Annotated in this window: 14 protein-coding genes and 1 pseudogene; 11 read left to right on the plus strand and 4 right to left on the minus strand. The window is 60.0% G+C overall.

Annotated features, from left to right (window positions below; genetic code table 11):
• Positions 1–204, minus strand: a 204-nt coding sequence (locus tag P0D71_RS12725) for a hypothetical protein (RefSeq protein WP_408480309.1), incomplete at its 3' end; no start/stop codon positions are given.
• Positions 205–774: 570 nt separating this feature from the next.
• Between P0D71_RS12725 and P0D71_RS12730 the strand changes: the two genes are divergently transcribed.
• The 6 genes and pseudogenes from P0D71_RS12730 (at position 775) to P0D71_RS12755 (ending at position 5,818) form a co-directional block, all read left to right on the plus strand.
• Complete coding sequence (locus P0D71_RS12730; RefSeq protein WP_408480311.1) at positions 775–1,752, plus strand: chromate resistance protein ChrB domain-containing protein; 978 nt, start codon at positions 775–777, stop codon at positions 1,750–1,752.
• Entirely contained in the window at positions 1,752–2,924 is a 1,173-nt protein-coding gene (locus tag P0D71_RS12735; protein WP_408480494.1) for a chromate transporter, read from the plus strand. Before P0D71_RS12730 ends, P0D71_RS12735 begins: the two co-directional genes overlap by 1 nt.
• 104 nt (positions 2,925–3,028) lie before the next feature.
• Positions 3,029–3,223 (plus strand): annotated as a pseudogene (locus P0D71_RS12740) (hypothetical protein); the annotation flags it as partial.
• 7 nt (positions 3,224–3,230) lie between these two features.
• Positions 3,231–3,602 (plus strand): DoxX family protein, encoded by a 372-nt coding sequence (locus tag P0D71_RS12745; protein ID WP_408480516.1) that lies wholly within the window; start codon positions 3,231–3,233, stop codon positions 3,600–3,602.
• Between the two features lie 51 nt (positions 3,603–3,653).
• A complete protein-coding gene (locus P0D71_RS12750) occupies positions 3,654–4,697 on the plus strand; it encodes a YncE family protein (protein ID WP_408480496.1) in 1,044 nt (347 codons plus the stop codon).
• Positions 4,698–4,762: 65 nt separating this feature from the next.
• Complete coding sequence (locus P0D71_RS12755; protein ID WP_408480313.1) at positions 4,763–5,818, plus strand: Cj0069 family protein; 1,056 nt, start codon at positions 4,763–4,765, stop codon at positions 5,816–5,818.
• Positions 5,819–6,062: 244 nt separating this feature from the next.
• Here the strand turns inward: P0D71_RS12755 and P0D71_RS12760 are convergent, their stop codons facing one another.
• A complete protein-coding gene (locus P0D71_RS12760; protein WP_047897880.1) occupies positions 6,063–6,248 on the minus strand; it encodes a hypothetical protein in 186 nt (61 codons plus the stop codon).
• Positions 6,249–6,795: 547 nt separating this feature from the next.
• On the opposite strand from P0D71_RS12760, the gene P0D71_RS12765 reads away from it, so the two are divergent.
• The 5 genes from P0D71_RS12765 to hutG all read left to right on the plus strand — a co-directional run bounded on the left by P0D71_RS12765 (position 6,796) and on the right by hutG (position 10,809).
• Positions 6,796–7,545 (plus strand): IclR family transcriptional regulator, encoded by a 750-nt coding sequence (locus tag P0D71_RS12765; protein ID WP_091808898.1) that lies wholly within the window; start codon positions 6,796–6,798, stop codon positions 7,543–7,545.
• 84 nt (positions 7,546–7,629) lie between these two features.
• Positions 7,630–8,385, plus strand: coding sequence for a transporter substrate-binding domain-containing protein (locus tag P0D71_RS12770; protein ID WP_091803640.1), 756 nt, complete (start codon positions 7,630–7,632; stop codon positions 8,383–8,385).
• Between the two features lie 17 nt (positions 8,386–8,402).
• Positions 8,403–9,071 carry an amino acid ABC transporter permease gene (locus P0D71_RS12775; RefSeq protein ID WP_408302243.1) on the plus strand — a complete coding sequence of 223 codons (669 nt, stop codon included), beginning with the start codon at positions 8,403–8,405 and terminating at the stop codon, positions 9,069–9,071.
• Positions 9,068–9,844 (plus strand): amino acid ABC transporter ATP-binding protein, encoded by a 777-nt coding sequence (locus P0D71_RS12780; protein ID WP_408188030.1) that lies wholly within the window; start codon positions 9,068–9,070, stop codon positions 9,842–9,844. Before P0D71_RS12775 ends, P0D71_RS12780 begins: the two co-directional genes overlap by 4 nt.
• The gene (hutG, locus tag P0D71_RS12785) at positions 9,841–10,809 is read left to right on the plus strand and encodes a formimidoylglutamase (RefSeq protein ID WP_408480315.1); all 969 of its coding nucleotides are present in this window, start codon (positions 9,841–9,843) and stop codon (positions 10,807–10,809) included. Before P0D71_RS12780 ends, hutG begins: the two co-directional genes overlap by 4 nt.
• Positions 10,810–11,136: 327 nt before the next feature.
• Here hutG and P0D71_RS12790 read toward each other — a convergent pair whose 3' ends face one another.
• Positions 11,137–11,637, minus strand: coding sequence for a hypothetical protein (locus tag P0D71_RS12790; RefSeq protein ID WP_091803649.1), 501 nt, complete (start codon positions 11,635–11,637; stop codon positions 11,137–11,139).
• 250 nt (positions 11,638–11,887) lie between these two features.
• Complete coding sequence (locus tag P0D71_RS12795) at positions 11,888–12,871, minus strand: Solitary outer membrane autotransporter beta-barrel domain (RefSeq protein WP_408302247.1); 984 nt, start codon at positions 12,869–12,871, stop codon at positions 11,888–11,890.
• Between the last annotated feature and the right edge of the window lie 186 nt (positions 12,872–13,057).

Raw genomic sequence — 13,057 nt, forward strand, 5'->3', positions numbered from 1 at the left:
TAACGACTCAAGCATCGTGGTGTATCGCTGGACGCCGCCCGCAATGACTGGAACCGCAGCGAGTGCGACCAAGACAATGCTGGCGTTGCCATTCAGCGTCAATTGACACGGAAATTCCTGACAGGCTGGCAAACGCAGCAACCAATACCGCCGCAAGCTGGCCAACCGTCGAAAAAAGGTGCTCAGTGCTGAAGGTTTATCCATTTCGGAGCAAATTCGTAATCGATGCCGTGCCATACGAATGTCCGCGTCCCAACTACGAGGCAAGCTGTCAATACGATTAGCGCCGCGATAAAAGGAATCCTGGTGACCCGTCCCACGTCATTCCCCTCGTTCACGCTCTGTTCGGAATTTTGGTGGACAAAGGCGCCTGATGCCACTTGTCTTGCGAGGAGAAAAGTTGAGCACGCCTGGTGAGGAACCGAAAGGCCGATCACCTCATCGATCGTGAACAAGGAAACGGTCGCAATGGACCACGGAAAGAATGCTCACACTCACAACACGCCGTCGTTGAGGCGGAACGGTCGATGACGGGAGACGCTGTCAGTCAGAGAGACATTGCCCGGCTCTTCGATTTCCACCGACACACGCCTGTTACCCATACGCACGCGCATTTCCCCGATATTCATCACCGCCACATCCACTGAGGCCGCGAGGGAGTTCTTGTTTCGTGCGCCTGACACCAGAATTCAATTCCATACTGGCCAATACGGCTCCGCCGAAGTCAAAATAAAAAATTTGTAAAGGACGCTACATGCGCGTAGTTTACTTTACATGACCACCTTGACCACCTGGGCCGTACTGGTCCTGACCTTTCCCACCGAGAACGCCACCGCGCGCATGCGGGCGTGGCGGGCGCTGAAAGCGAAGGGGTGCGCCGTCCTGCGCGACGGCATCTACCTGCTGCCGCATACCGCAGAGCGCGAAGACATGCTGCGCGAGCTCGCCGGCAGCATCGACGAAGCCGGCGGCACCGCCCATCTGCTGCGGGCACAAAGCCTGCACCCGTCGCAGGAAGTGGACTTCCGCGCACTGTTCGATCGGAACGACGATTACGGTATGTTTGTCGCGTCACTGGGAGCCGCGCGGAAAACGCTGGGAGGCCAGGCACCAGCGGAGATCACCCGCCTTCTACGTCGCCTGCGCAAGGACTATGACGCGATCCGGACGATCGACTACTTCCCGGGCGCCGCGTCGACCGACGCTGAAATCGCCTGGGAAGACTTCGTAGCGCTCGCGGATACAGTCCTGTCGCCGGGTGAGCCGCATGCGGCCGAGCGGGCCATCCAGCCATTACGGCGCGACGAGTATCAGGCCCGCACGTGGGCAACCCGGCAACGGCTATGGGTCGACCGCGTCGCGAGCGCATGGCTGATCCGTCGCTTCATCGATCCTCAGGCGCGCTTCCTGTGGCTCGTGTCGCCGGAGGCCTGCCCGACGGACGCGCTCGGCTTCGACTTCGACGGCGCCGCCTTTACGCACGTGGGTGAGCGCGTGACGTTCGAGGTGCTGCTCGTGAGTTTTGGTCTCGACGACGACCCCGCGCTGCTGCGGCTCGGTGAGATGGTGCACGCATTGGATGTCGGCGGCGCACCGGTGCCCGAGGCGATCGGCTTCGAAGCGGTGATGGCCGGCGCACGGCAGCGCGCGTTGGACGACGACCGACTGCTCGACGAGATGGGGCACGTACTCGATTCGATCTACGCGCACTTCGCAACGAGCAAGAAAATTAGCAGCGCTGAGGGCCGATGATGAACACCACGACAGCGCCCGCGCCCGGCTACACGCTCGGCCAGATGGTCCTTTACATGCTGCGGCTCGGCACCTTCGGTTTTGGCGGTCCGGTGGCGCTGGTCGGCTATATGCACCGCGACCTCGTCGAGCGCCGGGGCTGGATCAGCGAACAGGACTACAAGGAGGGGCTGGCGCTGGCTCAAATGATGCCAGGGCCTCTCGCCGCACAACTTGGTATCTACCTCGGCTACGTGCATTACCGCGTCGTCGGCGCAACCGTGGCCGGTATCGCGTTCGTCCTGCCGTCGTTCCTGATGGTTGTAGCGCTTGGCTGGGCCTACGCGCAGTTTGGCGGACTCTCCTGGATGCAGGCTGTCTTCTATGGCGTAGGCGCCGCGGTGGTCGGAATCATCGCGATGAGCGCGTACAGGCTGACCAGGAAGACCATCGGCAAAGACAGACTGCTGTGGGCGATATTCCTGACACTCGCTGTCGTCACCGTGGTCACTGAATCCGAGATCGCATGGCTGTTCATCGGAGGCGGGCTGCTCAACTGGTTCCGGCGTGCTCCCCCGCAATGGCTTGGCAAGGGCGGATTGAACGCGCTTGCCGTAACGCAGGCGCCGGGTGCGAGCGGTGTCCTGAGTGGTCTTGACCTGCCGCTGCTCGGTCAGATCGGTCTGTTCTTCGCCAAGGCCGGCGCGTTCGTGTTCGGCTCGGGACTCGCAATCGTACCCTTCCTCTACGGCGGTGTCGTGACCGAACATCACTGGCTCAATGACAAACAGTTTGTCGATGCGGTGGCCGTCGCGATGATCACGCCGGGGCCAGTCGTGATTACGGTTGGCTTCATCGGTTATCTCGTCGCCGGATTCCCGGGCGCCTGCATCGCCGCACTCGGGACTTTCCTGCCTTGCTATCTGTTCACGGTGCTGCCCGCGCCGTACTTCAAAAAGTACGGCAAGTTACCGGCCGTCAAGGCGTTCGTCGACGGCATTACGGCGGCGGCCGTGGGCGCGATCACGGGCTCAGTCATTGTCATCGCGCGGCGCTCGATCGTCGACTGGCCGACTGTTGTGCTTGCTCTTGTGACGCTCTTGCTGCTCTGGCGTTTCAGGAAGCTGCAGGAGCCGGTCATTGTCGTTGTGGCCGCCCTGTTTGGTCTGGCTGTCTATCCGCTTATCCATTAGCACGCCTTCTGAAGGCAGCCGCGTGCGCGCATCCTACGAGGCTCGTCATCATGGCAACACGGCGTACCTTCCTGCAAGACTCCGCTGCGCTCGACGCGGGAATCATGCTGACCCAGGCACAAACCGTACGCGCCGCAGAAGAGCCGGGGCTGCACACCATTTACTGGACCAGCATCTCGGGGAAAGGTGGTGAGCCGAAGGGCAACCTGGCAAAGATCATAGACAGAAATTCCGGTTCCTATGCGAAGTTCAAGGCACAACTGGTTGCCGCGACGATTGCTGTAGAAGCCTCCGGCTGGGGTGTCGTTGGTTACCATCCCGCGACGGGCAAGCTTGTTGTCATTCGGCACCGTTGCCATCGGCACGATCCTTCGCGCGATCGAGATTCTCGCGGGATTGAGTTTCATTGCCGGACTGGGAACAAGGCTGGCGGGGTATCCGATCGTCGCCATCTTCGCCGTGCGGGCAGTGGCCAATTCCGCGAACTCATTGACCTCGCTGCGGGATGCGGTGAGCAGCGTCATCGTGCCTCACGGCGACTGGGGCTATGGCGCAATGTATTTCGGCATAGTGCTGCTCCTTAGCGAGTTGCTGGGCGCCAGCAGCGGCTCATGGTCGGTTGATCACCGGGTTTCAAGGAAATCCAGCGGAGCCGGGAAGTCCGATTCCAGTCGTTGAAATGCACAGACACGTTTGATGCAACAGGACACACGGATGAAAACTCGCATCATGAACGCACTTTGGAATCGGCCTGAAGCTCGTTGGCTGCTTGCTGCCGCGTGCGCTATCGCTGCCGCGCTGGGAGGCGCGGTGTTCTCTGCCTCAGGGGCGGACGACGGTCTTAAAACGGGCAGCCTGCCGTTAAAACATCTCTCCGACGTGCCGCTTGGCGGACAGCCGACCCGTCTCGACTACGCAAGCCTTGACCAGGAGCGCCACCTGCTATTCATTGCCCATCTGGGCGACGGCGAGGTGGTCGTGTTCGACACGCGTGCAGCGCGTGTGATTGCCCGGATTCCGGACGTGGCCTCAGTGCATGGTGTTTTAGCGATTCCAGCACTGTCACACGTGTATGCGTCGGCCACCGGTTCAAATGAGATTGTCGCGATCGATGAAGCCACACTAAAGATCGTCGCTCGCATGCCGGGTGGCAGCTACCCGGACGGCATGGCCTACGCGCCCGATGCGCACAAGCTCTATGTATCCGACGAAACGGGCGACACCGAGACGGTGATCGACGTTCGCTCTAACACGCGGTTTGCAACGATCCCGCTCGGCGGTGAAGTCGGCAATACCCAATACGATCCGGTTTCCCGACATATCTTTGAGAATGTGCAATCCCGGCGCCAACTACTCGAAATCGATCCCGCCACGGACCGGATCATCACACGGATCGATCTGGCAGGCGCGCAGGGCAATCACGGGTTACTGATAGAACCCCAACAGCGGCTGGCTTTTATCGCGTGTGAAGGCAATAACAAGCTGCTTGTGCTCGACATGCGCACGATGCGAGTCACGTCGTCCCTCGGCGTTGGTCAAGATCCGGACGTCCTGGCCTTCGACCCACAACTGCATCTGCTCTACGTCGCGGGCGAAGCCGGCATCGTGTCGCTGTTCAAAGCCGACGCCGGAAACGTGTCGAAGATCGGCGACGGCCGCGTCGGCCCTAACGCGCATGTCGTCGCGGTGGATGAGTCGACGCATCGTGCCTACTTCCCGCTCAAGGATGTTCAGGGACAGGCGACGTTGCGCATCATGGCACCGCAAGGCTGAGGCAGTCGTGGCCCACACGGGGCGGTTAAACACTTCGTCAGTTGGCCGAGTCGCTGGAGGATGAGATGAGTCAAACTGAAACGGACAGGGTGGCCGTATTGTGGCGCGGCGATCTTGAGACGCGTAAAAGTGCGACACCGGGGAATAATCGCTTTTATCGCATCTTCGAAGAACTGACGGCGATCGGCATCCAGGCGGAACCCGCCGTCTATTCCGATGAGATGGTAGACGAAGTGCGTGAGCAACTCCTGAATGTCGATGGAGTACTGGTATGGGTCGATCCGATTCACGACGGACAGACTCGAGTCGTTCTCGATGCGATGTTGCGAGAGGTGGCGTCGCGCGGACCCTGGGTCAGCGCCCACCCTGACGTTATCCTGAAGATGGGCGTCAAGGAAGTTCTACATCGCACCAAGCATCTCGGCTGGGGAACGGATACCCATCTATATCCAGGCAAATCCGCGTTTCAGTCCGAGTTCCCGTTCCGGCTGCAATCGGCAGGACCGCGCGTGCTCAAACAAAACAGGGGCAATGGAGGTCAAGGGGTCTGGAAAGTCGAGCAAATCTCGCCGATGGGCAGCGACACCGTAGTGGTTCGAGTTCTGCACGCACTCCGAGGAAGCATGCCTGAAGAGACGACGCTTCACGATTTCATGGCGCGCTGCGAGGCATACCTCACGCCCGATGGCTGCATTGTTGACCAACCCTTTCAGTCCCGCCTGCCCGACGGCATGATTCGCTGCTACATGGGAACCGACAGGGTTGTCGGGTTTGGACACCAGTTGATCAAGGCACTGATACCGCCGCCGCCGGAAGGCCCCGACTCCGACGCTGCGCAGCCCGGGCCACGTATCATGTACCCTGCCTCGGCCGAACCCTTCCAGGCCCTCAGAGCGAAAATGGAACTCGAATGGACGCCGCAAATGATGGAACTCCTGAACATCGATAGCGCTTCGCTGCCGATTATCTGGGATGCCGACTTTCTGTATGGGCCGCGCACCGAATCGGGCGAGGATACTTACGTGCTCTGCGAGATCAACATCAGCTCGGTTTTCGCCATACCGGAGCAGGCGCCGGCGGCCATTGCTCGCCTCGTGAGTGAACGTCTGCGTAAAAAATAGACCTCGGTCCGAGGTTCCGCTGAGGTGCACGCGTGGTGAGGAATCGCAAGCCCGGTTACCTCATCGATCGTGGACGAGGAAACGCTCGCAATGGCCCTCAGAAAGAATGCTCACGCTCACGACACGCCGTCGAGTTGAGGCTGAACGATCGGTATCGGTGCAGCGCAGTTAAAGTCACCGGAAGCGAATTCAAGGAGGCCCCTCGTTGGCGGGGGCCTTGAGATACGAAATCACCGTGTTTCTGTTAGTACGTCACAGAAGCCCCACTGCCAGTAAAACTGTGCTGCGTAGGAGCGTCATTTGCGTAGTCGGAAACGGCCTGGATGATGTTCACGATCTGCTGCGGCAACCTGCCGCCGCTGACGGCGGTCATAGCAGTACGATCCATCTCAACGGCGACGGGGAGGTCCTTGATTACTAGCGTGTTCATTTCAATTCTCCAAGCGTAAGTTAGTCAGTCAGGATGTCAGAGTGACTTTGAGGGTGTCGGCACTCCTTGATGAGGATTAAGGCAAAGGGCGTGCCATCCGGTGGCACCTCGCCAAGCGATCACACAACCACTTGAAAATATTGAATTTTCAATGGCGACTAGTGCGAAAGGTAGACAGAGGTGCGCGCTGCGGTCGGTGGTTCGGACCCAACTCTTCGTCTGGCGCTGTGGGTTAGATCGCGACACATGCGGTCCGCTTGCGTATCCCGTGTTGGTACGATGTCCTCGAGGCTTAGAAGCCGATCAAAGCCGGGCGCGCCGGATAGCTGCCTCGGTGGAAAAAGAGTTCGGGAAATAACCCGGCCCGTTCTCTATCGTTTCCTTTTCAACGCCACGGCAACTCCCGCGCCAGAACTAACTCGCGCCGCCGACGCCCCTTCCTCGGGAAATCCCTCCCCTTTTATTCCCATCTAATGGGAATATGTTTTTTGAAATCCGAGAATCGTCTGGCATTCTGAGTTCTTGATGGTTTGTGGGTGGCGTGATCGTGAACGTGGAACAGGGTGTGACAGGGGCCGAACGGGTGTTGCTGGTGCTGGCCGCGCTCGCCAGTCATGGCAAGGCGATGTCGGTCAAAGATCTGCTAGCCGTGACCGGGCTTGCGCAAAGCACGCTGTACCGTCAGATCGCGCTGCTCAAGCGTTGGGGTTTTGTCGCCGAAAACGCCGGATACTACGCGCCCGGTCCGATCAGCTTGCAACTCGCGCTTGGCTTCGATGTGAATTCGCTGCTCGTCGAAGCGAGCCGCAGTGAGATGCAGCAGCTCGCGCGCGTGTCGCAGGAAAGCATTGGACTGGTGGTCGCGGTCAGGCATCAGGTGATGTGCCTTGAGATGGTCGACAGCCAGCATTCGTTGCGCTGCTCGTTCGAGAAAGGCCGCGCCGTGCCGCTCAAGGCGGGCGCCTCGGCGAAATCCCTATTGGCATTCATGGCCGACAGGGCGCGCGCCGAAGTGCTCGACAGTGTGTTCGACAACGACCCCGTCGGCCGTGCCGCGATCGAAGCAGAGCTTCAACAGATTCGAGCCCAGGGCTACGCCGTTAGCGACAGCGAAGTCGACCCCGGCGTGTGGGGCGTCAGCGCCCCGATCTTTCATCACAGTGGACGCGGCGCCGGCAGCAGCGCGTCGATCACGTTGATGGCGCCATCAACGCGCGCCATCGGACGAGAAAGCCAATTCATCGACGGGACGCTACGTACGGCCCGCGCCATTTCCGAGCATATGCAAACCGAGTAACGGGACGAAGCTTTTCAATTTCATCCTGCAATTCGGGATCCGAATTAACCGCATGACTTGAAAGAACCACAAGGAGCCTACCCCATGAAGCTGCAACGACTGTTGTCCCTCGCATGCGTCACGTTCGCCGTGACGTTGGGCGGATTTTCCGGCGCGGCATCAGCACAAACGCCGGATGTGCTGAACGTCGCCACCGACGCCACTTTCCCGCCGATGGAGTACACCGAGAACGGCGCGCGCACCGGCTTCGACGTCGACCTCATGAATGCGCTCGCGAAAGCGATGGGTAAACGCGTGCAATGGACCGACATTGACTTCAAAGGTCTGATTCCAGGTTTGATCGCGCATCGCTTCGACGCTGCGATTTCTGGCATCTACATTACCGACGAGCGCGCGAAAGTGGTCGACTTCACCGATTCGTACTACGCGGGCGGTCTGGCCGTGCTGGTCAAGAGCGATTCACCGATCAAGACGGTGACCGATCTGAACGGCAAGAAAGTCTCGGTCCAGGTAGGCACGAAGTCGGTGAGCTTCCTGCGCGATAACTTTCCGCAGATCAATCGCGTCGAGGTCGAGAAGAACCAGGAAATGTTCGACCTGGTGGGGATCGGTCGTGCCGACGCTGCTGTGACGGGTAAGCCGGCCGCGTATCAAGTCGCGAAAACGCGTACCGGCTTCCGCGTACTCGACAAAACGCTGACCACCGAAGCCTACGGCATCGCCGTGCGCAAAGACGAGCCGCAATTGAAGACCTCCTTCAACACCGCGCTCGCCAAGATCAAGGCTGACGGCACGTATGCGGCGATCGTCAAGAAGTGGTTCGGCGCGAGTGCGCAATAAACGGCCGGGCAAACGAAATGGAACTTGACTTCTCGCCAGTGATTGCCGGTTGGCCGGACATCATGCACGGCGCGCTGGTGACGGTCGAAGTGACCGCCGCGTCGCTCGCGCTCAGTTGCGTACTTGGCCTGTTGATCGGCATCGGCCGCCTGACGCCGCAGCGGCGCATCGTGTACGGCTTCTGCACCGCGTACCTGACGTTCTTCCGCGGCACGCCGTTGCTTGTGCAACTCTTCCTGCTGTTCTTCGGCCTACCGCAATTCGGCATTCTGCTGCCGGCGTTTTTGTGCGGCATGCTGGGGCTCGGCCTGTATTCGGCGGCTTACGTATCGGAGATCGTGCGCGGCGCAATTCAGTCCGTCGATCGCGGCCAGATGGAAGCGGCGCGTTCGATTGGGATGTCGTCGGGGCAGGCGATGCGCGCGATCATTCTGCCGCAGGCTATCGTGCGGATGATCCCGCCGCTTGGCAACGAATTCATCGCGTTGATCAAGAATTCGGCGCTGGTGTCGCTGCTGACGATCGACGATCTGATGCATGAAGGCCAGAAGATCATCAGCGTGTCCTATCGTTCGCTCGAAGTGTATCTCGCCATCGCGCTGGTGTACCTCGTGTTGACGCAGGCGACCAATTACGCGCTGCATCGCGTCGAACGTCGTTTGCGTGTGGGAGGAATGGTGCAATGAATACCGTGGCCAAAGTCAATGAGCCTATCGTCAGCATTCGCGGTCTGACGAAATCGTTCGGCTCGCATACCGTGCTCAACGGCATCGATTTCGATATTCAACCGCAGCAGGTCGTGGTGGTGATCGGGCCGAGCGGCTCGGGCAAGAGTACATTTCTACGCTGCTGTAATGGACTCGAACAAGCAGAAGGCGGCACGATCGACATATGTGGGCATCGGCTAGTCGACCAGGGCGAGATGCTCAAGGAGCGTTCGCTCAATGCGCTGCGCACCGAAGTCGGCATGGTGTTTCAGTCGTTCAATCTGTTTCCGCACCTGTCGGTGCTGCATAACATCACCGTGGGGCCGCGCATGTTGCGTGGCGCCAGCAAGGCGCAGGCCGAATCGGCTGCGATGGCGTTGCTGGAGAAAGTCGGGCTCGCGCACAAGGCGCATGTGATGCCGGCGAGTCTGTCGGGCGGTCAGAAGCAACGGGTTGCGATTGCTCGCGCGCTAGCAATGCAGCCGCGGGTGATGCTGTTCGACGAGCCGACATCCGCCCTCGATCCCGAACTGGTCGGCGAAGTGCTGCAAGTGATGAAGCTGCTCGCGAGCGAAGGCATGACGATGGTGGTGGTCACACACGAAATGGGCTTCGCGAAGGAAGTAGCCGATGTGGTCGTAGTCATGGATGGCGGCGTGATCGTCGAAGCGGGGCCGCCCGCGGAGATTTTCTCTGCGCCCTCACAGCCGCGCACACGCGCATTCCTGCAGGCGGTGTTGTCACGCGCATGAGAGTTCCATTCAACGACAAGGTGTGGGCGGGCCGTTCCGACGACGGCGAGCCCGGCGACACGCGGCGTGTTTTCAATCAGGTGACGCCGTTCGGCAGCGCGGTGCAGGTGCAGCGCGATGCGCCGGTAATCGTAGGCTTCTGCTCCGATGAAGGCGTGCGCCGCAATCAAGGCCGGATCGGCGCAGCGCATGCGCCCATCGAATTGCGCCGTGCGCTGGCCGGCTTGCCAGCCAAAACGGCGATCGCGGCACTTGCCGACGCAGGCGACGTGGTGTGCGACGACGGCGACCTCGAAGCCGCGCAGGCGGAACTGGCCCACGTGGTCAGTGAGGTGCTGGCGGGCGGCGGACGCCCGCTGGTGTTTGGCGGCGGTCATGAGGTCGCGTGGGGCACGTATAGCGGTTTGCGGCTGCATCAGCAGAGTGAAGCCGAGAATGAGGCCACGCTGCTCATATCGCGCAAGCTGCTGATCATCAACTTCGACGCTCACTTCGATCTGCGTCAGAAGCGTCCCGCGAATTCCGGCACGCCGTTCGATCAGATCGCGCTTGACTGTGAGCAACGAGGGGTGCCGTTCAACTATGCGTGCTTCGGCATCAGCGATCTCAGCAATACAGCTTCGCTGTTCGCGCATGCGGAGCGACTCGGCGTGCACTACGTGTTCGACGTCGATATGCAGGAAACGCAACTGCCGCAGCGTCTGAAAGAGCTTCAGAAGTTGCTGGACGCGGCGGACGACGTCTATCTGACGATCGATCTCGACGTCTTGCCGGCCGCCACGGCGCCGGGTGTGTCGGCGCCCGCTGCGCTGGGCGTACCGCTGTCGGTGATCGAAGCGATGGTGCTGCGCGTGCGGGCTTCGGGCAAGCTGCGCGCGGCGGATATCGCGGAGTACAACCCCACGTTCGATCAGGACAGGCGCACCGCGAAAGCGGCCGCGCGACTGGCGTACCGGTTGCTTTAAATCACGTCATCACGCTCACCGTATCGCGTGAGTAGTACAGACGTCGCCGGATCCCTGAACTGAATTTAGCAAGTTCTGCCGCTTGCGTTGATGGTCACAGTTGAAAATCGGTTAATTTGCGGCTCGATGAACGTGAGCCGGGCGAGGAACTGATCGATTGTTAGCGATCTTGGGCCTGATGTCGAACGACCCCTCATGGCCGATCGCTACCGCACTGCCCAGCACCCTCACCCGACAAACCAGCCTCATCCTGACGAAGCTTTTCCATACGGATCAACCGCTACATGTCACGCCAGCTATCCGCGCAGCACATCCGCCACAACGCCATCACACTTTCTTGTCTTCACGTTTAGCCTCCGCCATGGCCTCCGGCTCCAACTCTTCCGCCGACCGATTCAGGTGGACGAACACGCCCCATGACGCAAGCAGCAAGGCTGTCGAAGCAATCAGCCAGGCCGCATACCGAAGCTGCGAGGGATCCTGGTGCAGCGCTTTGAACGTTGCCACGAGCCCTTCAATGGCAAGCGCGACGACGACAACCACCAGGAATCGCGACATGAAACGCCGTACCCGCGTCGGCGCGCTCACGTCGGCCTCGCGTATGACCTCTTCCTCTACGATCGTCTCGGCGATCTGCAAGGCGACAACGGCCCCAGCCAGCAGCCCCAAAGCTTCAATGACGGATAGCGCGCTTGCCTCGTCCCATTGACTCGCAAATGCACTCAATCCGACGCGAGCGGCAATCGCAATCAACATCAGCGCCGCGCAGGTGAAGAGAGCCGCCATCAGCCCATGAACGATCGTAAAGAACCGCAAAAGTAACTTCATTCTTTTGGCTCCCTTGAATTGCAAGTGAGTGGTCCATGCCGTGTTCCATCGACTCCTGAACGGCGCGGCGACGAGGGCTGATTGTAGAGGCGGAACGGATGGGCCTGACAATGGGGCCAAACCCGCGGACCAAACCCGCGCCTCACGAATTATCGTTCCGGCCACCAGCGTGCGCGGATGCAACCGCCTTGCAATTCGTCCCTGACGTGGCGGACATGCAGCACACTCGCCACGAAGGTCCGTCCAACGATCAATATGCGAGACCCAAGCTGACTGCCCATCCTTTAACGTGGTGACCAAACACATAGGCTGCGCCAACTCGCAGGCGTTTCGACTGTGCGTCCTGGCTCGAAAGAGGAACTTCAAATCCGCCCCCGACGTTGGCTAGTGTTGAAAAACCCAGCGCGCCGTAATTGGGTCCGAAAAATCCGCCATATCCCGCATTGACAACGTAATTCAGCGGGCGCGCAAATAGCCGGGCACCCGTCGGCCCCGAGTAAGACGACTGTATCGACCATGAACCCGCTGTTTCCCTGAACCGGAGTAAAGGATCCGACTCGTCAAAGCTGGAGACCCACGACCATGCAATATGCCCGCGAATAGTCAGCGTCTGTGCCTGCGCTATATTCGCCGTCCATTCGAGCGCTGCATTCGGCGTGATCAGCCATGCATTTTCGTGCCAGTTAAGCAGGGGTCCGTCGGTAGCGGGTTTCAAGCTAGTGGCCGCGCCTGCATACGAAGCGTCATTGAGCAGCCTGGCGACGCTGAGGTCGAGGCCGGGCTCGAATGTAAACCCATAGCCGAGTTTGCTTTTCAGGAACAGACCGCCCGTCGCGCTGAAGGCCGACCACCTGCTTACGATGCTCCCTGCCGCGCCGTTTGGCGCATTGATCATGAAATCAGCTTTTTCATGAAAGTAACCACCGGACACTCGCCAGCCAATACTGTTGCGATCGGAAAAAGTGAGCAGACTGCCCTCGTAGGGGATTCGGGTGACAGTAAGCGATTGCGGCACGGCACCGTCCGAAATGTCGAGGTGCGCGGAGCTGATGTCCGGGGTCGCGCTCAAATTGACGATTTGCGAATACCCCGAACCGAGACGTGCAGCGCCGATGAGGTCCCGGGTGGACTGCGCAACGGCAGGGGCCGCGCTGGTGACAACGGAAAAAACGAAGAGAAACTGGGCCACACAGACCGGCGCAACGCTACATTGGGTTTGAGCCGAAGATCGCATGCGGGGTTCTCTCCGTGTGGCGAATGAATACGCGCTAGGTATTCAATGTACCGCATGCAATGTACCGCATGGATCCGGGCGAAGTCATTGAACTAGAAAACGGCGCGTTCACCGGGACGGCGCACTCGGCTCATATGTGCTTCAGTCATGCCGAAGGTATTTCAAGTCTGAGAGCTGATTCGCGGG

It is taken from the genome of Paraburkholderia sp. RL17-383-BIF-A (genome assembly GCF_046028015.1).
Classification (GTDB): Bacteria; Pseudomonadota; Gammaproteobacteria; order Burkholderiales; family Burkholderiaceae; genus Paraburkholderia.

What these genes read in the sequence shown, in the direction of transcription:
- P0D71_RS12730 (WP_408480311.1), top strand. Translation starts at nt 775, where the DNA reads ATGACCACCTTGACCACCTGGGCCGTACTGGTCCTGACCTTTCCCACC.
- P0D71_RS12735 (WP_408480494.1), top strand. Translation starts at nt 1,752, where the DNA reads ATGAACACCACGACAGCGCCCGCGCCCGGCTACACGCTCGGCCAGATG.
- P0D71_RS12750 (WP_408480496.1), top strand. Translation starts at nt 3,654, where the DNA reads ATGAACGCACTTTGGAATCGGCCTGAAGCTCGTTGGCTGCTTGCTGCC.
- P0D71_RS12755 (WP_408480313.1), top strand. Translation starts at nt 4,763, where the DNA reads ATGAGTCAAACTGAAACGGACAGGGTGGCCGTATTGTGGCGCGGCGAT.
- P0D71_RS12760 (WP_047897880.1), bottom strand. Translation starts at nt 6,248, where the DNA reads ATGAACACGCTAGTAATCAAGGACCTCCCCGTCGCCGTTGAGATGGAT.
- P0D71_RS12770 (WP_091803640.1), top strand. Translation starts at nt 7,630, where the DNA reads ATGAAGCTGCAACGACTGTTGTCCCTCGCATGCGTCACGTTCGCCGTG.
- P0D71_RS12775 (WP_408302243.1), top strand. Translation starts at nt 8,403, where the DNA reads ATGGAACTTGACTTCTCGCCAGTGATTGCCGGTTGGCCGGACATCATG.
- P0D71_RS12780 (WP_408188030.1), top strand. Translation starts at nt 9,068, where the DNA reads ATGAATACCGTGGCCAAAGTCAATGAGCCTATCGTCAGCATTCGCGGT.
- hutG (WP_408480315.1), top strand. Translation starts at nt 9,841, where the DNA reads ATGAGAGTTCCATTCAACGACAAGGTGTGGGCGGGCCGTTCCGACGAC.
- P0D71_RS12790 (WP_091803649.1), bottom strand. Translation starts at nt 11,637, where the DNA reads ATGAAGTTACTTTTGCGGTTCTTTACGATCGTTCATGGGCTGATGGCG.
- P0D71_RS12795 (WP_408302247.1), bottom strand. Translation starts at nt 12,871, where the DNA reads ATGCGATCTTCGGCTCAAACCCAATGTAGCGTTGCGCCGGTCTGTGTG.